This window comes from Pontibacter sp. Tf4 (genome assembly GCF_014212495.1).
Lineage (GTDB): Bacteria > Bacteroidota > Bacteroidia > Cytophagales > Hymenobacteraceae > Pontibacter.
The window spans coordinates 605,663-627,319 of the sequence record NZ_JACKZC010000001.1 but is presented as its reverse complement, the minus strand read 5'-3'; the positions used below and the strand labels follow the sequence as shown (position 1 = coordinate 627,319).

The 21,657-nt window shown below is 49.1% G+C and carries 16 protein-coding genes; 8 read left to right on the top strand and 8 right to left on the bottom strand.

Annotated features, from left to right (window positions below; all coding sequences use genetic code 11):
* Positions 1–109: 109 nt before the first annotated feature.
* The 4 genes from H7F15_RS02710 (at position 110) to H7F15_RS02695 (ending at position 6,084) form a co-directional block, all read left to right on the top strand.
* Positions 110–637, top strand: coding sequence for an RNA methyltransferase (locus H7F15_RS02710; protein ID WP_185195396.1), 528 nt, complete (start codon positions 110–112; stop codon positions 635–637).
* Positions 638–906: 269 nt separating this feature from the next.
* The gene (locus tag H7F15_RS02705; RefSeq protein ID WP_185195395.1) at positions 907–3,414 is read left to right on the top strand and encodes a TonB-dependent receptor domain-containing protein; all 2,508 of its coding nucleotides are present in this window, start codon (positions 907–909) and stop codon (positions 3,412–3,414) included.
* A gap of 785 nt (positions 3,415–4,199) precedes the next feature.
* Positions 4,200–5,213, top strand: a complete 1,014-nt coding sequence (locus tag H7F15_RS02700) for a dipeptidase (RefSeq protein WP_185195394.1) — start codon at positions 4,200–4,202, stop codon at positions 5,211–5,213.
* Positions 5,214–5,427: 214 nt separating this feature from the next.
* A complete protein-coding gene (locus H7F15_RS02695; protein ID WP_185195393.1) occupies positions 5,428–6,084 on the top strand; it encodes a hypothetical protein in 657 nt (218 codons plus the stop codon).
* A 15-nt stretch (positions 6,085–6,099) separates the two neighbouring features.
* Here H7F15_RS02695 and H7F15_RS02690 read toward each other — a convergent pair whose 3' ends face one another.
* The 4 genes from H7F15_RS02690 to H7F15_RS02675 all read right to left on the bottom strand — a co-directional run bounded on the left by H7F15_RS02690 (position 6,100) and on the right by H7F15_RS02675 (position 10,669).
* Complete coding sequence (locus H7F15_RS02690; RefSeq protein WP_185195392.1) at positions 6,100–6,654, bottom strand: DUF4142 domain-containing protein; 555 nt, start codon at positions 6,652–6,654, stop codon at positions 6,100–6,102.
* A gap of 107 nt (positions 6,655–6,761) precedes the next feature.
* Positions 6,762–9,080: a M20/M25/M40 family metallo-hydrolase gene (locus H7F15_RS02685; RefSeq protein ID WP_185195391.1), complete on the bottom strand. Its 2,319-nt coding sequence runs from the start codon at positions 9,078–9,080 to the stop codon at positions 6,762–6,764.
* Positions 9,081–9,220: 140 nt separating this feature from the next.
* A complete protein-coding gene (locus tag H7F15_RS02680) occupies positions 9,221–9,988 on the bottom strand; it encodes a TerC family protein (protein ID WP_185195390.1) in 768 nt (255 codons plus the stop codon).
* Positions 9,989–10,171: 183 nt separating this feature from the next.
* Positions 10,172–10,669: a YajQ family cyclic di-GMP-binding protein gene (locus tag H7F15_RS02675; RefSeq protein WP_185195389.1), complete on the bottom strand. Its 498-nt coding sequence runs from the start codon at positions 10,667–10,669 to the stop codon at positions 10,172–10,174.
* Between the two features lie 429 nt (positions 10,670–11,098).
* On the opposite strand from H7F15_RS02675, the gene H7F15_RS02670 reads away from it, so the two are divergent.
* Positions 11,099–11,530 carry a GNAT family N-acetyltransferase gene (locus H7F15_RS02670; protein WP_185195388.1) on the top strand — a complete coding sequence of 144 codons (432 nt, stop codon included), beginning with the start codon at positions 11,099–11,101 and terminating at the stop codon, positions 11,528–11,530.
* A gap of 101 nt (positions 11,531–11,631) precedes the next feature.
* Here H7F15_RS02670 and H7F15_RS02665 read toward each other — a convergent pair whose 3' ends face one another.
* Both H7F15_RS02665 and H7F15_RS02660 read right to left on the bottom strand, forming a co-directional pair.
* Positions 11,632–12,162: a DUF2911 domain-containing protein gene (locus tag H7F15_RS02665; RefSeq protein ID WP_185195387.1), complete on the bottom strand. Its 531-nt coding sequence runs from the start codon at positions 12,160–12,162 to the stop codon at positions 11,632–11,634.
* Between the two features lie 164 nt (positions 12,163–12,326).
* Complete coding sequence (locus H7F15_RS02660) at positions 12,327–13,565, bottom strand: alpha/beta fold hydrolase (protein ID WP_185195386.1); 1,239 nt, start codon at positions 13,563–13,565, stop codon at positions 12,327–12,329.
* 229 nt (positions 13,566–13,794) lie between these two features.
* Here H7F15_RS02660 and H7F15_RS02655 point away from each other — a divergent pair, with 229 nt between their 5' ends.
* Positions 13,795–14,856: a J domain-containing protein gene (locus tag H7F15_RS02655; protein ID WP_185195385.1), complete on the top strand. Its 1,062-nt coding sequence runs from the start codon at positions 13,795–13,797 to the stop codon at positions 14,854–14,856.
* 9 nt (positions 14,857–14,865) lie between these two features.
* Here the strand turns inward: H7F15_RS02655 and H7F15_RS02650 are convergent, their stop codons facing one another.
* Together H7F15_RS02650 and H7F15_RS02645 are read right to left on the bottom strand one after the other, a co-directional pair.
* Positions 14,866–15,663 carry an alpha/beta fold hydrolase gene (locus H7F15_RS02650; protein ID WP_185195384.1) on the bottom strand — a complete coding sequence of 266 codons (798 nt, stop codon included), beginning with the start codon at positions 15,661–15,663 and terminating at the stop codon, positions 14,866–14,868.
* 355 nt (positions 15,664–16,018) lie between these two features.
* Positions 16,019–16,579, bottom strand: a complete 561-nt coding sequence (locus H7F15_RS02645; protein ID WP_185195383.1) for a transposase — start codon at positions 16,577–16,579, stop codon at positions 16,019–16,021.
* Between the two features lie 302 nt (positions 16,580–16,881).
* Between H7F15_RS02645 and mfd the strand changes: the two genes are divergently transcribed.
* Positions 16,882–20,259 carry a transcription-repair coupling factor gene (mfd, locus tag H7F15_RS02640; RefSeq protein WP_185195382.1) on the top strand — a complete coding sequence of 1,126 codons (3,378 nt, stop codon included), beginning with the start codon at positions 16,882–16,884 and terminating at the stop codon, positions 20,257–20,259.
* A gap of 138 nt (positions 20,260–20,397) precedes the next feature.
* Entirely contained in the window at positions 20,398–21,612 is a 1,215-nt protein-coding gene (locus H7F15_RS02635; protein WP_185195381.1) for a PAS domain-containing protein, read from the top strand.
* Positions 21,613–21,657 lie beyond the last annotated feature (45 nt).

The following is a 21,657-nucleotide window of genomic DNA, read 5'->3' as shown; positions in this document are numbered from 1 at the left end:
CCAACCACTTAACTATAGTTTGATTTTATCTCAAACAGCCTGACCTTTGCAGCAACGCTAACAAAGCAAAGTCTGACATCTTGTGTCTGGCGTCTGATATCTTTCAAAAATGCGCAAACTTTCGATGGATGAACTTAACCGCGAGTCGGTTGAAGAATTCAAAAATAAGAAAAAAATACCGTTAGTTTTGGTGCTGGACAATGTTCGGAGCCTGAATAATGTGGGTTCTGTGTTCAGGACGGCCGATGCTTTTATGGTGGAGAGAATCTACCTCTGCGGCATTACCGGCACTCCACCCCACCGCGATATCGAAAAAACCGCCTTGGGCGCAACAGAGTCAGTGGAATGGGAGCATGTGCCGGATACACTGGAACTGGTAAAGAAATTGAAAGAACAGAACTATAAGATTGGCTCGGTGGAGCAGGCAGAAAACAGTTTAAAGCTGAATGAGTTTAACCCGGTACCAAGCCAGCATTATGCGCTTGTGCTGGGCAACGAAGTATTTGGTGTGGAGCAGGAAGTGATCAACAATTCTGATTTTGTGTTGGAGATTCCGCAGTTCGGCACCAAGCATTCGCTTAATATTTCGGTTGCTACCGGCGTAGTGGTCTGGGATTTCCTGAGCAAGCAACTATAGCCGTACCCAACTATAGCTCAACCATTTCCAAACGCAGCAGCGCTGGCAACTATAGCCGGCGCTGCTGTTTTATTTTCTACCCTCTCCTTCTTTTTTCAGAAAATTTTTAAACCAACCGGCTTTTTGTTTGTCCTACAAGGGCGACGTTGCTGCAGTCTCAATCCTGTGGCAGGCCAGCCAGCTTGTTCCCGAACCTTTGTGCCCTGACCGAACACTTTCTCACCCGTGGGCACGTTAAAATTTGTAACGAATTGACATTGACCAGTATAATGACAGATTATTACAGAGCTATAGTTATCCTTCTCCTCCTGATCTTCCCGGCAGTCTTGTCGGCTCAAACTTCTACTTCCGGGCGTATTTCGGGTACCCTGATTGATGCCACCTCCAAAGCGCCGGTTGGTTTTGCCAATGTAGTGCTGCTTACTGCCACCGACTCCAGCCTGGTAACCGGCGCCACTTCTGATATAGAAGGCAAATTTTTAATGGAACGCGTGCCAACAGGTCGTTTCATGCTCCGGGTTTCCATGGTAGGCTACCCTACCAAATATGTTCCCAACATTACGGTTACAGCTACTTCCCCTACGGTGGCGCTGGGCAACATCTCGCTGAAGCCTGCTGCTACACAACTCAGCGAAGTGCAGATCGTGACGGAACGGGAGCTGGTGCAGTACGACCTCGACAAAAAAGTAGTGAACGTGAGCAAGGACATTGCAGCACAAAGCGGCTCGGTAGCCGAAGTAATGCAGAACCTGCCCTCTGTAAATGTGGATATTGACGGCAATGTAAGCATGCGCGGCAGCGAGAACGTCACCATCCTGATAGACGGGAAACGCTCCGCCCTCTCGAACCTGACACTGGACCAGATACCGGCCAACCTGATCGAAAGCATTGAACTCATTACCAACCCATCCTCCAAATACAACCCGGAGGGCACCTCAGGCATCATCAACCTGGTAATGAAGAAAGAGAATAAGCCGGGCTTCCATGGCTCGGCATCGGTTACGGCCGGCACGTACGACAACTATAACACCTCACTCAACCTGAACTACCGCTACTTTAAATGGTCTTTGAACGGGGGCTATGATTACAGGCAGCGCACCCGCCCCGGCGAGAACGAAAGCTTTACTACCAATTTCCATTTAGATGAACAGGGCCGCCTGGATAGTACGAGTTACCGCCAGCAGTATGGCGAGCGCAACAGCACCGATATATCACACAATTTCCGGTTAGGCGCCGATTATTTTGTAACACCTAAGATCACCGTTTCGGCGTCGGCGCTTTACCGTTTCGGGCAGGACGAAGGCGATTCGTATAACCGCTACACGTTCCTGGACGAGAACCGCGACCTGCGTGACGTACGCCTGCGCTACACCGACGACCTGGAAGACGAAAAAGCACTGGACCTGACATTGGGCTACCGCCAGACCTTTACAAAAAAAGGACAGGAACTGACAGCCGATATTGTATACAATACCAACGTAGACGACGAAATAAGCAACTACAGGGAGTTCAGCCAACTGAACAGTGGCATTCCGGAACTGCAGCGCTCTCTTGTAGACGACGGCAACTATGAGTTTGTGGCCAATGCAGACTACATGCATCCCCTCTCAGAGAACAGCAACCTCGAAGCCGGCTTCAGAAGCACCTTTGAGCGCCTGGATGAAGATTCGAGGTTTTTTTCGCAGAACGGGACCACGGACCAGCTGTTATTGGACCCTAAACAGAGCAACCATTTTGTGTATGACGAGACGGTACATGCCGTGTATGCCAACTATAACAACAAGTTCAGAAGCATCAGTTACCAGATAGGCTTACGCGCCGAGCAAACCCTGACCACCGCAGACCAGCGCGCCGACAGCCCGGACACCAACTATGAGCCGATCGATAACAACTACTTCAGCCTGTTCCCGACACTGTTTATCACTAACGATTTCGACGATAACAACAAAGTGCAGTTCAGCTATAGCCGCCGCATCAACAGGCCGCGCAGCCGCTTCCTGAACCCGTTTGAGGACCGCTCGGATATTTACAATGTCCGGTATGGCAACCCGGCACTGCGCCCCGAATTTGTGAACTCGCTGGAGTTAGGCTACCTGCGCTATATGGGCGATGCCTCGTTTAACGGTACTGTTTTTTACCGCCACACCACCGACGAGATAGAGCGTTTCAGGACGGCTACTACTATTACCATTACAGAAACAGACGAAAACGGAAATATAGTTGAGCGTGAAGTACCTGCCAACCGGATCACGTTCCTGAACCTGGCCAGCAATACAGCCTACGGTATTGAGCTCGGTGTAAACTACCCGGTTACCTCGTGGTGGCGCCTGAATGCCAGCTGGTCCGGTTTCCAGACAGAAGTAAATACCACCCAGAACGATACCGAACTCAGCAGTAGCCGTGTCAGCTGGAATTCCAAATTAAACTCCTCCATGACCGTCTGGAAAGACATGGACATTCAGCTTTCGGCCTCTTACCGCTCGCCTATGGCCGACATACAGGGCCGCATGGAGCAAATGTTCAGCGCCGACCTGGGGGTTAAAAAAGATGTACTGAAGAAAAATGGTACCATTACGCTCCGTGTTTCAGACCTGTTCAATACCCGTCAGTTCAATTTCCTGAGCTATGGCGATACGTTCCGGACAGAGAGTGAGAACCGCCGCCAGAGCCGCATCGTTTACCTGGGCTTTACCTACCGCCTCAACAGCGACAACGACACCCAGCGCAACCGCCGCCAGAACAACGAAAACGGAGGTGATTCAGAAGAAGATTTTTAGGAAGGATACCTCACCCCAACCCTCTCCTAAAAACAGGAGAGGGAGTATTATCTGAATCAGGATTTGCAGGATTAGGTTTGTCTGCTATAGTTGGCGCTATGGTTCGGTGGTTGAGAAATACCCACCCCTACCCCTCCCGAGAGGGGAATTTTGACCATAACTATAGTTGAACTTATAGTTTTATATAGTTACTGTTTGTCCAACCACCCCTACCCCTCCTTATCCAAGGAGGGGAACTCTGACATTGTTATAGTTTACGCTATAGTTCTATAGTTACAGACCAAGAGTAGGCAGGCTCAGCCTGCCCCAAGGAACTACAGCCCCGAGACAAACGATCTGCTTTAACTAAGGATGAAAAAGTAAACTATAGCTAAAGCAGCTACTATCGAATGTGATTTCATTCTTTGGGTTGAGCGCCTTGTAGATTTCCGGTGCTGAAAGCATTGCGACGATAGGAGCAAAGGAAATGTACACCGCGCGATGCCCGAAGACGGGGCCTCCCGGCCCAGGAGGGAGCCAACGAAACTATAAAACTGTAGGCTCTTAAAGCTCCCAGGATTAGAAGTAACTATAGAACAATGGCTTGGTTCCAGTGGTAGGCAAAGTCAACTATAGCACCAGACACTAGTAGGAGCTGCGCACGCTGTTAGGTCTTTACAAACTATAGCTTGAAATAGATTTCTGCCCTGACCTGAAAAGACAGGAAAAATCATAAACTCTTCCTACATTCATATTCCAAACACCAACCAGCCATTCATCCGTAAAACAGCAAAAACCTGCAACTTATGAACACGCCAGCCCCTGCCAACTTACCTATCATAGACCTGCACTGCGACCTGTTGGTATACCTCACCGATGTACCCGGCTCCTTACAGGACAATGTAGAGGAGATTGGCTGCGCACTGCCTGCCCTGACACAGGGCAATGTAAAGTTACAGGTAATGGCCATTTACTGCCCCAGCAAACCCGGTAGTACTAACTATGCCAAAAAGCAGAGCGAAGCGTTTAAGTTATTAGCCGAGGCAGACAATTGCCTGACCTCCGTGACCAGTGTACAGGAACTGGAACAGGCGCTGCAGGCCGACACAACGGGGATGATCGCTGCCATCGAGAATGCATCCGGGTTTTGCGAAGAAGATGAGCCATTGGAGGATGGCTTCAAAAAGCTGGAAAAGATCATTGAAGATACCGGCCGCTTACTTTACATCAGTATGACCCATAGTTTGGCGAACCGTTTTGGCGGTGGTAACTCTACCACTCAGGGCATCACCCGCGATGGTAAAATGCTGCTCGATTACATGCACGGCCGTAAAATTGCCATCGACATGTCGCATACCAGCGATGCCCTAGCTTTTGATATTCTGGAACACATTGATAAGGAGCGATTGGACATACCGGTTATTGCCAGCCACTCCAATTTCCGGGCGCTGTGGCAGCATGAGCGCAACCTGCCTGATGAGCTGGCACAGGAAATCATCCGCCGGCAAGGGTTGATAGGGATAAACTTTCTGCGGCACTTTCTGCACAACGACAACCCCGATGCTATTTTGGACCATATTATGTATGGTTTTAAAAACGGAGCCGAAAATGTCATCAGCTTCGGGGCCGATTACTTTTATACTGCCGACGAAAAAGATGCCAGCCGACTGCCTTTCTACTTCCCCGACCTGGTGAATGCCGGTATCAGCTATCATTACATTCTCAACCGCCTGCGTGAGCAGCTCAGCCAACAGCAGTTGCAGCAGCTTGCCTTCCGGAATGCCAAACAATTTTTAGAGCGGATCTGGAGAGTTGAGTAACAGGGCCACGCTTATACTTTTACAAAAAAATCTGCAAACCCGCACATTCTAACATTTTATTTATCAAACATTTACAACTATAACTTACTTTTATATACAGCAGTTCACCAAACTTTCTATATAGATGCACTGCCATATCTCCGGATTTGACGTATATGCCAACAAGCCTTTAGCCATGCAGTAAAATGTGTTTCGACTTTTAAACGAACCCATCATGGACGCTCCGGAATATTCGCCTTACTACGTTCAGATAAACGAACTCTACATCGATACAGTAGTAATCGACGATACGGAGTTTATTACCCTTTGGTGCTTTACCATGCTCGACGACGAGTATAAGTTTATATACCTGGGCTGCGATTTCACGCAGTTTAACCAGATACTGATTGCTGCCGGCGAGAAAGGAAAGGAAATGGCCCTGCACATGGCCAACATCCTAAACAAACCCTACGACACCCCCACCCTGATACCGATAAAAGAGCAGTTTGACGAGTACCTGGAGCTGCTGGGTTTTGACATTATTGTATATGAGCCCCTTGCCGTGGAAGATGAGCCCGACATGGATGATGACGATGATGATACGCCCATTGAGGAACTGTTTGGCGCCCGCAAGCCTAAAACATCGCAGAAATACCTCATCTACCAGCTCGATAAACTATACCCTTCCAAAGTATTTGAGCCGGAGAAACTGGCAAAAGACAAGCTGACCGAGTGCTTTGAAGACGACTCGCTGGAACTGGCCCAACTCTATTACGACTACCTGAACGCTGTAGAAAACGGCTACACCGAGTGCGAAGCCCGCCAGGTTTCGGGGCTCGAGCGCGATCTGTTCTTTAACATGGCCCGCAAAGCTGCCGAGCTCTGGAGCTGATTATAGTTTAATTCCCTATTGATCTTCTGTAACGGTGTCGGCAAAGGCGGTATAGGCCTGCAGCTGACTGCTTAAACGTGCCCGCATGGTATTGAGCCAGCTGCGCAGGGCAGGGTCTTCTGTTTCCGAAAGTGTTTCGTTGTACCGTTCGAGCTGCGTGGTGCTGCTTTGCTCCAGGTACTCAAGGTAGCGGGCTGTAAATTCTTCCCCTTCCAGCTGCTTAAAATCCTCTACGGTGGTGCTGTCGGCGCCGGTCAGGCTGTCGGGGAGCTGCACGTGCTTATATTTTTTGGCGATATGCACTAACCGGTGCAGGGCATTGGTGTGGATATACAGCATGCTGTCGGCGAGGGCAGTAATGCGCGGGTCGCTGGTCTTTTGTTTTGCCAGGGCACCGAGCTCTTTCTGCAGCAGGCTGGTGCTGGCGGCATAATCCCAGAACATGGCGCTTGGTTCGTTCCGGTCCAGCTGGTAGGTTAATTCTCTTGTCTCGGTGTCGGTGGTGCGGCTGTTGCAGGCGGTACATGCAAGTGCTATAGTTACCAGAACAAGTGACGTGATCTTGTGCATAAGCTGTTGTGTTGTAGCAGGGTTCTCTACCTATACTACGCCTCCTGTGCTTCAGGTTCTGTTTCAGTGGTATTCCCTTAAAAAGCACAGCTCCATCTTTAAAACCTTCAGAAATGGTACGCTTTCCGGACAACGCTAAGATTGCTGTCGCGGCCTTGTTCGGGTACTACATGCGCCGGCATGGGTTGCTTTACCAGTTCCTGTGGCAGTGCTAAACTATGGTCGTAAAGCAGCAGGTAAAGCGGTACATCTTTCTGAAGGCGCACTTCCAGCACACCATCTTTGGTTACCGGCAGGCCATAGTAGCGGATATGATATACCGGCGCAGCCGCAGTAGTGACGGGCTGTAGTTGTAGTGGTTTTCCGTTTAGGCTTACGGCATGCAGTGCACCTATAGTTTCCGGCTGTAGTATGACTTCCATGTGCGCTGCCCCGCGTGGCGATGACAACTTTATTTCCAGCAGGCGCTCGTCTCCGCTAACAGAATCTTTCTGAACTATAGCTACCGGCGGCGTTAGTGCGGCAATGGGAGCCGTGTTTTTTAAATAGATGCGCTGGGCATGCGGGTAAATATCCTGTATCGTTCCGGTTTCAGGAGCGGGGAAGAATTGTTTGTTCCAATCATCATTTTTAAAGAAGGCAGATACCCACCAGGCTTTGTTTGTATCGGCATTCAGATAATAGGCAACGTGGCTGTGCAGCGGTTGTTTATCGGATGGCTTTTCGGCCTCTATGGCACGCGCCACCTGCAACACACCGGCCGCCAGCAGCACCAGGGGCAGCAACGGGATAAACCGCCAACTATAGCTCTGCTCCAGCATAACCAGCAAGGGCAACAACAGCCCAAGCAGCAACACAAACAGCGCCAGGGCCCCTACCGGCAACTGCAGCCCGAACGCCACAAATACCACCTGCACGATCGGCATCATGATAAAAATAGCGGGAATAGCTGCTACCAGCAGGATAAGGGCATAGCGCCAGCAAACTTCCGGTTGGTTGTAAAGGTCCTGCATCAGCACCAGCAAGGCACCGCCCATGCTAAACAGCAACGGAAACAGCAACAGGCAAGCGGCAGCCGGCACCAGCAAGTATAAAACGATAGTCAGTGCGAACTGAACTATAAAGATGCCCAGCATAAAAGGCAGCAAACGCAGCCAGCGCAACACCAGCCAGCTCAGCAAAATAAACAGCCCCAGCGCCAGCAACAGATAAGAGATAAAAAAATGATCGGAACCATATACACCATTGTGCCCGTGCGTGAGTGGCAGCAGTTGCAGCACCAGCTTGTTTACAGGGATGAACACACCCGCCACTACTACCAGCAGCAACAGGTAACTCCCCGCTCCAACTATAGTTTGCCATAGGGTAACCTCATTTTTAAACAGTGCCACTTTTATAGTTACAAACAGCAGCAGCGTTGCCAGGGCAATCCAGAGTATGTTCAGCCCAACCGGGTAATTGATCACCCAGCCATTTATAAAGTTAAAGAAAACAGTATCGCGGGCTTTGGTATGGGTAAGGTCCTGGTGGCCGAAGTGCTGCACCAGCGCCAGCATGTTGCTGCCATGTTGTTGCAGGCTGCCCAAGTTCAGGTTCTCAGGCGAGTCGGTGAGTTTGTGGTAGTGTACAAAGCCATCTATAAAAGCGGAGTTAAGCCCGGTGTAGCCGGCATCTTTAAAAACAGTGAAGTCGGTGTCGTTGGGCATGCGGCTGTAGATCTCGTAGGCCAGTGAACTGACAAACGGGTAAGGTGCCGCTTTTATGAATTGTTTTGCCACCCAGCCATTCTGCGGACTCATCTCAAAGGTCATGCTCGGGCCCTGGTTGCCGCGGGCTTCCACGTTCAGAACTATAGCTACATCCTTTGCCCAGCTGTGCGCCATAAAAGCCCGCGCCCCGAACAGCCCATATTCTTCGCCATCGGTCAGCAACACAATCACGTCATGCTGCAGTGGTGCTGCCTGGCTCAGGGCTCTTATAGTTTCCAGAATAGCGGCCACGCCTGCACCATCGTCGGCGGCACCACGGGCATTGGGCTGCGAGTCGTAGTGGGCCATTAACAGGATGGCCTGTTTGCCGGTGCCTGTTCCTTTTTTACGGCCTATTATATTGTACACATAACCCACATTTGCTACCGGGCCATTGCTATCCGGGACGGTTGTTTCCTGCACCTGCGGGTTAAGCCCCAGTTCCTGCATTTGCTGCAGCAGGTACGCCCGTACGCTGGCGTGCGCGGCGGTGCCCATGGCGTGTGGTTCGCGGGCTATCTGGTTTACATACTGCATAGCACGCTCCGCCGAAAACACCGTGGCAGGGGCCGTAGCCCGAACCGGTTTGGGAGGCATCAGCAGGTAAATACTAAGTAGCGCCAGCCCGGTAAGAGCTAACAGCAGAAAAGCAGCAATGGCATTATCACGTTGGCGCATAGTACCGTGTGTATCAGCTGTGTATAGTATAGTCCGAATATAACTATAAATCCGGATTGATGCTGCTGTTCCCAAACAAAAAGGCTTCCGGTTGTTGCAGCCGGAAGCCTTTCCTATAGTTGTTACTATAGTTCAGGTTATTAATCTTCTCCCACTATCTCGTTCTGGCGCAGGTGTACGGGCGTTGTTTTTTTGCGGAGCTTCATATTCAGTATCTCTACCAGCAGCGAGAAGAACATGGCAAAGTAAATGTAGCCTTTCGGTATTTCCACATGGAACGACTCGGCCACCAGCATCACGCCAATCAGCAGCAGGAACGACAGGGCCAGCATTTTCACGGTCGGGTGCTTGTTCACGAAATCACTCACGTATTTGGCAAACAGCAGCATAATGATCATCGAGATAACAACAGCTACGATCATGATCAGCACATTATCTACCAGACCCACCGCTGTCAGGATAGAGTCGAAGGAGAACACAATGTCGATGAGGATGATCTGGATCAGGATCTTGCCCAGCGTAGCCGTTGCTTTTCCGGTTCCGTGCGATTCTTCTTCGCCTTCCAGTTTGTTGTGTATCTCGGTTGTACTTTTAGCCAGCAAAAACAGACCTCCGGCAAACAGGATCAGGTCGCGGATAGAGACAGCCTGCACATTATCGGTAAACGGCAGATCGATGGTGAACAGCGGCTCTTTTGCCTGCACAATGTAGCTGATAAAAAGCAACAGGATCACTCTGAACACAAGCGCCAGCGCCAAACCTATAGTCCGGCCCTTGCCTTGCTGCTCTTTGGGTAACCGGGCCACAATGATCGAGATAAACACAATGTTATCGATCCCCAGCACCACTTCCATAAAGGTCAGCGTCAGCAGGCTGATCCAGGTGTCCGGGTTAGCAAATATTTCCATAGTTTAGGTTTTGGTTGTTAAATGGTTGGAAGGCTAATTGTTAAATGGCTGAAGGCTGTATAGTTGAAGTTTGCGGCTTCTGTTTAAAGCCTATAGTTTGGCTGTAACTGCCCTTTACTCCTGAAACCGGAGATAAACAAACAGGCAGCAATCAACCATTTAACAATTTAACCATCCAGCAATTTAGCTTTTCATGTTCACGTATTGCAGCGGCATGCCGATTTCTTCGGCGTTTGAACGGAGCATGGCAATTACCTGTTGCAGGTCATCTATCTTTTTGCCGGTTACACGTATGGTCTCATCCATGATAGCTGCCGATACTTTCAGTTTGCTGTCCTTTATCAGCTTCATTATTTTTTTGGATGTCTCCTTGTCGATGCCGGCTTTTACTTTGATATCCTTCTTCACCATAGCGCCGCTCTGGTAAGCTTCTTTCGAGAAATCGAGGGCTGTGGCATCCAGCCCCTGCTTCACCATTTTGCTCATCAGCACGTCTTCGGTATGTTGCACGCGCATGTCGTTTTCCATGGTAATTTTTACCTCGCTGCCTTTTTTGTCATATTCCAGGCTGCCTTTGGTGTCGCGGAAATCGTAACGGTTCATGATCTCTTTGCGCGCCACGTTCACGGCGTTGTCCATGGTTTGCGGGTCTACTTTGCTTACAATATCAAAAGATGCCATAGTTTGTGTAGGTTATATGTCGAAACTGATTTACCTGATTTAAACCGACAAAGTTATTGTTAATTGTGGATTGTTAACTTGCAGAGCGGCTTAATTGTTAAACAGCTATATTAGTTGATGGCTGTTAAGATAATCACTAAACGAAAAGTTTATAACTGAACTATAGTAATGAAGCTTAAAGCAGTAGAAGCCGATGCAGAACTATAGCTTTTATAGTTTAGTGAGGAGCAAAAATATAAGTTAAGTTTGGAGTATAAGTCTAAGAAGATTGATAGGAAACTATAGTTTGGGCGTGCCGGCACAGCCGTCGGGCTTTCGTGGCTCGCTCTATAGTTGGTGCCCAACTATAGGAGCTCAAACAACCACTCTATCCCTCACGCAATATCAGCCACCAACCATTTAACAATTAAACCATTTAGCCATTTGCCAATGCACATCATAGAACCTGCTACACCCGACGAGTTTGAGAAGTATTACCACCTGCGTTACCTTACCCTGCGCCAGCCATGGGGCCAGCCCGAAGGCAGCGAACGAGCCCCCGACGATGCAACAGCCATACACGCCATGCTGGTGGAGGAGAACGGAGACGCGATAGGAGTTTGTCGCCTGCACCTGCAAACCCCGCAGGAGGCACAACTGCGTTTTATGGGCATCCACGAAAAGTACCAGGGCAAAGGGCTGGGCAAACTGCTGTTAGATTACCTCGAAGACAAAGCCCGCTCCATGGGCGCGCAAACTATAGTGCTGCAGGCCCGCGAAAAGGCCGTCAGTTTTTATGAACGAAACGGTTATGCTATAGTTGAGAAAACGCACCTGCTGTTCGGAACTATACAGCACTATAAAATGGAAAAGCAACTATAGTTGCCGGATATAACTATAGTTGGGCGAACTGGCCTACGGACAAAAAAAGCCTCCGCAACACTTGGTTGCAGAGGCTTTTTGCAATTTAAACTATAGTTAAGTTATTTCTTGGCTGTCGAGATCTTAACCGGTACTTCCATGTTCTCCCAGCTCAGCAACAGACCCTGGTTGTTCACGTCGTATTTCAGGCGCTCGTTCATGGTCGGGGCTTTGCGTGGTGTTACCGTTACGCGCAGGGCGTCCTGCTTCTCGTCGTATTGCGTGCCCCACTGTTTGGCTGTTTTGTTAAAGATCACCGTCCATTTGTCTTCAGCAGGTATGGTGTAGAAACTATAGGTTCCGGCTGCCAGCGGCTTGCCTTCTACCATCACATCCTTGTCAAATGTTATAGTTGTTGCCTCGTTTGCTCCTGAGCGCCACACCTGGCCGTAAGGCACCAGCTCGCCCCAAATGGTACGTCCTTTTACCGACGGGCTGCTATAGTTTATAGTTACAGTAGCAGCGCCCACCTTACCGGTAGCTGTTGCCGGCGGGCTGGCTTTTGGTTTCGCGTCCTGGGCCATTGCCGAAGAAGTAACTACCAGCGCTACCAGCAGCATGGCCAAAAAGCTAAAGATCTTCGTGTTCTTCATAGTGATTCTCTTAAAGTGAAATTAAATGGTGATTTTTTACAAACAAAGTATAACTACGCATCTAACGCCAAAGAGATATTCCAACGTATAAAGTTGCCAAACTATAGTTCGGTTCAGGCTTTCATTTGAAAGTGAAACCAAAGGGAATCGAAGGTAAATTCAGGCTATTTTGCCTTTTTTAACTGACTGATCTTTTCCAGGTTATTGCGGCTGTTTCGGAGCGTAGCGGCATCGTTGGCGGCAGTGGCAAGTTCAATGGCTTTGTTGAACTGCTGTTCTGCCTGCTTTAGTTTTCCCAGTTGCATCAGCGCTTCGCCGTAACTATCGAAAGCATTGGCAGACCCGGCGTACTGAACGGTATTATACCTGAAGATGAGTACTGCCACAGCCATAGTTTGTGGGTTGCCCAGTTGTTGGTAAGCAATGGAATTTATAGTTCGTTCGCCGAAACCGGAGCTTTTCAAGGCTTCGAATACAAGCGTTTCGGCTTGCTGCTCTTTCCGCTTGGAGAGCAAAACCGAAGCCTTATTCAGTTTTTCGCCCAGCGCTGTCATCTTTGCTTCATGCTCCTGACGCGCCTTTTGTTTGTTAGCCGCCTGTATTACCTGGTTTATAGCGTTTATTACCAGCTCCGGCTCTTCCCTATGGATGTTATGCCCGCTGTTAGCCGTTACGAGATGGGCACCGCTGGTAAACTGGCCAAAAAACTCAGTGTGCAACTTTCGCCATACTTCCACGCCTTGTGGCTCGTGTAAAAACATTTCCGGGTTTGGTCTGTGCTGTACCGAAGTAAGTACCACAGCAGGCTCCTGCGGCAGCTTCCCGAAATCAGGCAAGGTCGCTTTGTCGAAGATCTGGTTGATCAGGTCATTTTCCTGTTTAAACCTGGCTGGCATAAAGCTGTTTTGCAGCTCCACATCTTTCACGGCTTTGGCATGATCGATCTTTTTGAGCTCCTGCATCAGTTTTTCGTGTGCCGGATCTACAAAAACCAAACCTTTTACCTTGTCAGGGTTTAAAGCTGCATACCCACGGATAATAAAAGCCCCATAAGAGTGCCCCACTAAAATAAAGGGTGCCTTCAGGTTAGCTTTCTCGATGAGCGTGGTCAGGTCCTGTATGGCTGCCTCCAGGGTTTGCGGCTTCGGGTTAGGTTCAGATTTGCCTGTGCCTGCTCTTGAATAGAGCAGTACCTGGTTGGTATTTGCAATTTCGGTAGCCACATTGCCCCATACCTTATAGTCTGTGCCGAAGCCGGATTCAAAAATAACAGTATACTCGCCTGTTCCTGCCTGTATCATTTCGAGGGAGTGATCCCCGACGTTTACCATTTGTGTTTGCTGGGCAGTAGCCATGGCCATATTCCCGAAGAAAAACAGCAGCAGTAGAATTCTCTTGATCATAGTTTTAGTTTGTGAGTTGGATGTTAACAGGCTGGAATAAAGCTCTCGCAGCAGGCTAATATCTTTCAGATGCTATATTACAGTAGCAGGTTGCCTGGCTATAGTTTGTTTTCTGATTTAACTTTTGCTGCAACTATAGTTTAGCTACATGCGCCTGCCTCACAAAAAAGCAATACCTTCGTATGGCAGAGGAGTCAGCCTTAATTATAAAGCCCCAATACCTTCTTTCATGCCCGCTTCCAATAAACCTGTTCCAAACCTTACACCTCAAATTTCTACTTCGGCGGAGCGGAAACTGAGCAAACTACAGCAGGAGTTTAACCAGAAAACAGAGCAGATTGAGCTACTTAAAAAGGAGATAGCCACCCGTCGCGAAAGTATAAACCTGGCCCAGAAACGCATCGAGAAGGAACTGCGCCCTATTATATTGCAGCAACTGGAAAAGAGAGTGGAGTTAGCGTACCTGCTGGACGATGCTTTCCATCTGCCCATTTTCAGTATCCGGGAGAAGCTGAAGATATCGGCGCTAATTGAAAACATCACGTTCGACCTGATCTCCAGCTATGAGCGCCGCGATATGATAGCCTTGCACGACCGGTACGCTGAATATACCTATTCCGAGCGCACCGCTTTTGCCACAGAGGAAACGCATGAAACTATAGTTGATGGCGAACAAACTATAGCAGACGATTTTGCTGACCTCGATGATTTTGAGCGCATACAAGCCCGGCTGGACCGGGAACGAGAGCAACGCGAGCAGGACAAACAGAACCGTCAGAAAACTCGCAAAACCAAAGCACAACGCGAAAAAGAAGCCAAGGCAAAAGCCGAGCTAAGCAACATCAGCAAAGCCAGCCGCCGCGTGTACACCGAGCTGGCTAAGCAATTGCACCCTGACAAAGAACCTGACGAAAGCAAACGCGCCTGGAAAGAAGAAGCCATGAAACGCGTAACCCAGGCCTATCACCACGATGACTTTTTTGAGCTGCTGCGCCTGCAAATGGAGTTTATGCAAGAACAAGGAAAGGCTTTAGATACCCTACAAGACGAGCAACTGCAATACTACGTCAAGATCCTGACCGACCAACTAGAAGAGTTAAAAGCGGAATTTCAGGCTTTGGCAAATGGCCCCGATGCAGGATTTTACACCCGCTTCTGCGGCACGCCAAAGCAAATGGATCAAAAATTTAAATCCGCCAAAGAAGACCTAACCAGAGAACTTGAGCAACTAAAGCAGAATGTCCGCACCCTGCAGGATGATCCGCAGATGATTAAGGTGATTTTGAAGTAGTAGTTATAGTTATGATGCCTTGAGGTAATTCTCCATCACTTCTATGATCTCTAAAGGGGAGCTTAAATTGGGGCAGTGGCCGGTAGCTTTAAGATGGACCAGTGTAGAATTCCTGATTGCCTTGTGTACATAGTTCCCTACTTCTTCCGGTGCAATGATGTCTTCGGAACACTGCATGATCAGCGCTTCTGTTTGTAGCTTAAACAGGTCGGACCGGTTATCAGATAAGAAAGTGACGCGGGCAAATTGCTTTGCAATTTCAGCATCTGTCTTACATAAGCTCTCAATCAGCTCTTCTCCCAGTATCGGAACTTCAGGGTTTCCCATGATTAGGGGCGCAAATGTATAGGCCCAGGTAAAGTAATCATGCTCCATAAAGTCCAGCATTGTCAGTACATCTGCCCGGTCAAAACCTCCGACATAATCACCGTCGTTGATGTAGCAGGGAGAAGGTCCGATCAGAATAAGCTTTTTGAACAATGTGGGGTCTTTTATCGCAGTCAGCACGCCCATCATAGCGCTTACCGAGTGACCTACAAAAACCACATTGTCTAAGTCTAAGCTCCGGTATATTTCAATTATATCCGATACATACCCGTTTAATGTGCCATACTTGTCTTTGTCATAGGCAGCAATGTCAGAATCGCCTGCCCCTACATGGTCGAAGAGCACAATCTGGTGTTGGTGCTGAAATGCAGGCGTCACGAAGCGCCACATGTTCTGGTCACATCCAAACCCATGACCAAACATAAGGGTTTCGCTGCCGTCTCCAAACAGCTTGACATTGTTTCTCCTGATCACATCCATGGTTTCAACCAATTTGATCTCTTTGGCAGTGCACTACATGCGCAATTAAACAGTCATAGATACTCTAAATGACTATACGCATTTCAAATCGGATTTAAACAATTATTTATAAATATTATCATAAATAATGCGAACTTTTACAAAAGCTGTTCTGGTTATGAAGGTATATCTATCAATTTACTGTAGAGAAGAAGTGTGGATAGATCTATCGACTGCACCTTTCGGTGATGGAAACACTGCAGGTACATTGCTAAGCAAGATGAAGACGTAGGACTATCAATCCGGAGCAGTTAAAACAAAATGAAAGAGCTCTGCAGGATAATCCACAGATGACAAAAGTAATTTTGAAGTATAGTTATGCTTGCTGGTAAAACACATCTTCCGGCCATTTCTCCGGATTGCTGAGTATGTAATCTCTGATTTTCTTATAGGCTTTATCACTTCGGATGATGTGGTCGTGGAAGGAGCGTTGCCAGGAAAAGTCCGACAGGCCTTCTACTCGGATTAGTTTAGAAGTTATCGTTTTGTAAACGCCTATTAACTCAGATAGTGACTTTATTTTCTGTAGTTGACAAGAGCCAGCTATAGCGGTGTTTATAGTTTTAGTTTCATTATTCAGCCTTCGCGCGGACAGGTCACGACCTGTCCCTACAAGTTCGCGGTCAATTTCGATGATGCCGTGCACATGGTTCGGCATTACCACAAAAGCATGTAGATTAACATATGGATACTGTTCTGCCAGCCTGTGCCATTGTTGTTCCGCAATAGAACCATACTCATTCAGCTGCATTTCTTCGTTCTGTACTTTCCCGAAAACACAGACTTTATCCTTCACGCACGAAGTCACAAAATATAACGCATCCCGGCTGTAGTCAAAACCATTTAACCTATTCCGTTTCCGATCCGGCCATTTCATGGAAGAAGTATACGGCACTAGAATAATTTGTATTGAATGCAAATTGCACCTTACGCACAATTCCCTTGTAGGGACAGGTCGCGACCTGTCCGCGCGACAGGCGGGGCTACAAAGCAGAAGCACCTGATAACACAATATCTGCATCCTGTAAATCCATAGTTCCTGTAAATTCTGATTAAGACACCCCAACTCCCCCACCCAACAAAACTTTAACTTCCGTATCTTTGTAAACAACCTACCAGCAGAACGCGGCTAAACTATAAGCCCTGTGTTCTGCCTTTCTTGTTTTGTAATAGAGCTGAATGAAAGTATCTGATTTTCTAGAATTATATCGTCTCGATGGCATGGTGCAAACGATTGCCGAGCGACTGAAAACGAACAATGCGTACCGCCTGCAGCTGAAAGGTATAGCCGGTAGTTTAGATGCCGTGATGGCTTCGGCGGTATATACTATAAATTACCAGCACCAACTTTTCGTGCTTCATGATAAAGAGGAGGCGGCCTATTTTTATACTGACCTAAAGAACCTGCTCGGCGATGAGAAGGAAGTACTGCTTTTCCCGACATCGTACAAGCGGCCCTATAGTTTCGACGACACCGAGAACGCCAACATACTCATGCGGGCCGAGGTGCTGAACCGCCTGAATAGCAAAGCCGACAAGGGCGAGCTCATCGTTACTTACCCCGAAGCGCTGACCGAGAAAGTGATCAACAAAAAATCGCTGGTCGAGAATACGCTGGGAGCCAAAGTAGGCGAAAAGCTGGACGTGAATTTCCTGAGCGAAATGCTGTCTGAGTATGGCTTTGAGCGCACCGAGTTTGTGTACGAAGCGGGCCAGTATGCCGTGCGCGGCGGTATTGTGGACGTGTTCTCGTATGCCAACGACCTGCCGTACCGCATCGAGCTCTTCGGCGACGAGATTGAAAGTATCAGAACCTTTGACCCGGACACGCAGCTGTCGGTGGAGACAAAGAAATCCATCTCCATTATCCCGAACGTACAAACCAAGCTGCTACAGGAAACCCGCGAAGCCTTCCTGGACTTTTTGCCGGCGAATACCAACATCTGGTTCAAGGATGTGCGCCAGACGCTGGATGTGATCGATGAGTATTTCGACAAGGCATCGCAGGCATTTGACAAACTGATGGCTGGCAGCGGGGGTATGCAGATCGTATCGGACCCGGAGCAACTTTTCCAGACGCAAAAGCAGTTTAAGAAGCTGCTAGACAACTTTAACATCATCGAGATCGGCAAGCGTTTCCATTTTAAGACCGCTGAAACGATACAACTACAGGCCAAACCACAACCATCTTTTAACAAGGATTTTACAAGGCTGGTAAAAGACCTGCACGAGCACCAGGGCGCCGGCTTCGTGAACATCATCGCTACCGATTCGCCCCGCCAGATCAACCGCCTTACCACCATTTTCGATGAGCTGGACCACGACGTACGTTTCCAGCACCTGGGCATTTCCCTGCGCGAAGGCTTTATAGACCAGCTACTCAAAGTAACCTGTTATACCGATCACCAGCTGTTCGACAGATTTTACCAGCACAAGGCCAAGGAAGGGCACTCTAAGCAAAAGGCCATGACGCTGAAAGAACTGCGCTCACTGCAGCCCGGCGACTACATCACCCACGTAGACTATGGCATTGGCCGTTTTGCCGGGCTCGAGAAAGTAGAAGTAGGCGGGCGTTTGCAGGAGGCTATCAGGCTGGTATACCGCGACGATGATCTACTCTATGTCAGTATCCACTCCCTGCACAAAATAAGCAAATACAGCGGCAAGGAGGGTGGCCCGCCGAGCATGAGCAAACTGGGTTCGCCGGAGTGGGAAAACAAGAAAAAGAAAGTAAAGAGCAAGGTAAAGGATATTGCCGCCGAGCTCATTAAACTATACGCCAAGCGCAAAGCCGCTCCCGGTTACGCTTTCTCGAAAGATGGCTTTCTGCAGGCTGAGCTGGAATCGTCGTTTATTTACGAAGACACCCCTGACCAGGGCAAAGCCACCGAAGATGTGAAAACCGACATGGAGCAGCCACACCCGATGGACCGCCTGGTGTGCGGCGACGTTGGATTTGGCAAAACTGAAGTAGCCATGCGTGCTGCCTTTAAAGCCGCCTGCGATGGCAAACAGGTAGCCGTGCTGGTACCCACTACCGTGCTGGCTATGCAGCATTTCAAAACCTTCCGCGACCGACTGGCCCAGTTCCCGGTTACAGTAGATTATATTAACCGGTTCAAAACCGCCAAGGATACCAAAGAAACCCTGAAGCGCGTGGCCGAAGGCAAAGTAGATATACTCATCGGTACTCACCGCATCGTCAGCAAGGATATCAAATTTAAAGACCTGGGGCTGCTGGTGATAGATGAAGAACAGAAATTCGGGGTGAAGGTGAAGGATAAGCTGAAAGAGATGCGTGTGAACGTAGATACCCTTACACTTACCGCCACGCCGATCCCGCGCACGCTGCACTTTTCGCTGATGGGTGCCCGCGACCTGAGTGTGATTGCCACGCCGCCGCCAAACCGCCAGCCGGTGCAAACGGAGTTGCATGTATTTGATGAGATACTGATCCGCGATGCAATTTCGGCTGAGCTGAAACGTGGCGGTCAGGTATTTTTTGTGCATAACCGCGTAAAGGACATCGACGAAATTGCTAACATGATACTGAAGCTGGTGCCGGATGCCCGCATTACCTTTGCCCACGGCCAGATGGATGGCGAACTGCTGGAAAAACGTATGATGAAATTTGTGGAGGGCGAGTACGATGTACTGGTTTCCACAAACATCATCGAGTCAGGCCTCGACATTCCGAATGCCAACACCATCATCATTAACCGGGCGCACATGTTCGGTTTGTCCGACCTGCACCAGATGCGCGGCCGCGTGGGCCGATCAAACAAGAAAGCCTACTGTTATCTGTTAACTCCGCCGGTGGCTGGTTTGCCAAGCGATGCCCGCAAGCGCCTGAGCACCCTGGAAGAATTCTCGGACCTGGGCGAAGGCTTTAAAATTGCGATGCGCGACCTCGATATTCGTGGGGCCGGTAACTTACTGGGCGGCGAGCAAAGCGGCTTTATCACCGATCTTGGTTTTGAGATGTACCACCAGATACTGGATGACGCCGTGAAAGAGCTGAAAGAAACCGAATTCCGGGAGCTGTTTCTGGGCGATAACCTGGAGCAGTTCTTAGAGCCGGTTCGCGACTGCAATATCGAAACCGACATGGAAGTGCTGATACCGGACTGGTATGTAGGCAACATTTCGGAGCGCCTGAACCTCTACAGTAAACTCGACAGCACCAAGGACCTGAGCGAGCTGGAGAAACTGCGCGCCAGTATAGTTGACCGCTTTGGTCCGCTGCCGGAAGAAGTACAGAAACTGATAGAGATCGTGAAACTACGCTGGCAGGCACAGCAACTTGGCTTCGAGAAACTGACGATCAAGAAAGAAGTAATGAAAGGCTACCTGCCAAGTGATAACAACGATAAGTATTTCCAGTCCGAAACGTTCGGAAATATCCTGAAATACGTGCAGCAGCATCCGCGCCGTTCGCGCCTGAAGGAAGCAAAAGACAAGCTAATCGTTATTGTGGAAGATATCCAGACGATTACCGATGCCCGGGAGGTGTTTGAAGGATTTGGCGTAAAAGAGCTGATGTCTCCGGATGCATAAGCGTCCCTGACAAGTATGTACAGGGCCTTGCTTTGGAGATAACCAGCATGATTTTGTACATACAGGCAGCTTTTCTTTGTACACCATCGTAGTTTCATTAATTTGCTTTAGATCATTCTTATCGGGGGCCAATACTGCATGGTATCAACAGATGTTAAACTTTCGCCGGATTTTGCACTTGTGTTCCGTGCTTTGCCGGGCCTGTACCTGCTTCTTTCTACGGAACTTAACATACTGGACTGCACAGAACTATATTCCCGCACTTCAAACTTCAGGATCGAAGAGGCAATAGGTAAATACATTCTGGATACCTTCCCCGATAACCCGGAAAAATCAGATGAGGCAGCCAAGCAGGAACTGATCTCATCGTTGCACTACGTGCTCAAAAACAAACAGCCGCATACCATGCCCGTAGTCCGTTTTGATGTGCCGCTGGCAGCGCCGCAGGGCGGCTTCGATCGCAGGTACTGGTCCACTACTCATACACCCATCCTTAATGCTGCCGGCGACATCGTCTACATTCTGCACGAAACGCGCGACATAACGGCCACCGTACTGCAGGAGCAACTATACGAACAGAACCTGGAGCGCCTCACGTTACTGGCCAATAAGGTGAATGCTGTAACCTGGAGCTACGATGCCGCAAAAAAACAGGTAAACTGGGGCTCTAATCTAAAACAGGTGCTGGGCTACGAACCGAATGAAATGGGCACCGACGAGAACGTATGGCGAAGCCGTGTGCACCCCGATAACTACGAGACCACCCTGCAGAGCTTTGAGGAGGCATTAAAAAACCACACGAAACTATGGGAAGGGGAGTATCGCCTCCGGAAGGCTGATGGCAGCTATGCCCATATACTCGATCAGCGCTACTTTATATATGACCCGGAGGGCAACCTGCTCCGCATTATCGGCTCCCTGATCGATGTTTCTAAAAGCAGAGAAGCGGAGCTGGCAGCCAAAGAAAGCGACGCCCGTTTTAAGCACCTGCTGGAAGCACTTCCCTTTATGGCCTGGATCGCATCCCCTAACGGCAACATACAGAGTTTTAACAAAGCCTGGCACAGTTTTACCGGAATGCCACCCGGGCAGGTGGAAGGCTGGGTGTCTTACGTGCACCCGGATGATACGGCCCGTGTACTGACCACCTGGCATGAGTCTATACGGTCGGGGTGTCCTTTTGAGCTCGAGTACCGCCTTCAGAACAAGCTCGAGAACAGGTACGAGTGGTTTCTGGAGCGCGGCGTTCCGCTTTACGACAGCACAGGCAACATAAAGATATGGCTGGGTTCTTACACCGATGCCCGCGAGCAAAGCGACTCCTGGGGCAACTATAACCTTCCACCGATTTGATGCAAATTGGTATTAAACCTTTTTTAAGTCGCCTTATAGTAATAA

Coding starts and splice junctions, on each gene's coding strand:
- H7F15_RS02690 (WP_185195392.1), bottom strand. CDS start 6,654: ATGCACAAGATCACGTCACTTGTTCTGGTAACTATAGCACTTGCATGT.
- H7F15_RS02685 (WP_185195391.1), bottom strand. CDS start 9,080: ATGCGCCAACGTGATAATGCCATTGCTGCTTTTCTGCTGTTAGCTCTT.
- H7F15_RS02655 (WP_185195385.1), top strand. CDS start 13,795: ATGCCCGCTTCCAATAAACCTGTTCCAAACCTTACACCTCAAATTTCT.
- H7F15_RS02660 (WP_185195386.1), bottom strand. CDS start 13,565: ATGATCAAGAGAATTCTACTGCTGCTGTTTTTCTTCGGGAATATGGCC.
- mfd (WP_185195382.1), top strand. CDS start 16,882: ATGAAAGTATCTGATTTTCTAGAATTATATCGTCTCGATGGCATGGTG.
- H7F15_RS02650 (WP_185195384.1), bottom strand. CDS start 15,663: ATGGATGTGATCAGGAGAAACAATGTCAAGCTGTTTGGAGACGGCAGC.
- H7F15_RS02700 (WP_185195394.1), top strand. CDS start 4,200: ATGAACACGCCAGCCCCTGCCAACTTACCTATCATAGACCTGCACTGC.
- H7F15_RS02675 (WP_185195389.1), bottom strand. CDS start 10,669: ATGGCATCTTTTGATATTGTAAGCAAAGTAGACCCGCAAACCATGGAC.
- H7F15_RS02645 (WP_185195383.1), bottom strand. CDS start 16,579: ATGAAATGGCCGGATCGGAAACGGAATAGGTTAAATGGTTTTGACTAC.
- H7F15_RS02635 (WP_185195381.1), top strand. CDS start 20,398: ATGGTATCAACAGATGTTAAACTTTCGCCGGATTTTGCACTTGTGTTC.
- H7F15_RS02680 (WP_185195390.1), bottom strand. CDS start 9,988: ATGGAAATATTTGCTAACCCGGACACCTGGATCAGCCTGCTGACGCTG.
- H7F15_RS02705 (WP_185195395.1), top strand. CDS start 907: ATGACAGATTATTACAGAGCTATAGTTATCCTTCTCCTCCTGATCTTC.
- H7F15_RS02670 (WP_185195388.1), top strand. CDS start 11,099: ATGCACATCATAGAACCTGCTACACCCGACGAGTTTGAGAAGTATTAC.
- H7F15_RS02695 (WP_185195393.1), top strand. CDS start 5,428: ATGGACGCTCCGGAATATTCGCCTTACTACGTTCAGATAAACGAACTC.
- H7F15_RS02710 (WP_185195396.1), top strand. CDS start 110: ATGCGCAAACTTTCGATGGATGAACTTAACCGCGAGTCGGTTGAAGAA.
- H7F15_RS02665 (WP_185195387.1), bottom strand. CDS start 12,162: ATGAAGAACACGAAGATCTTTAGCTTTTTGGCCATGCTGCTGGTAGCG.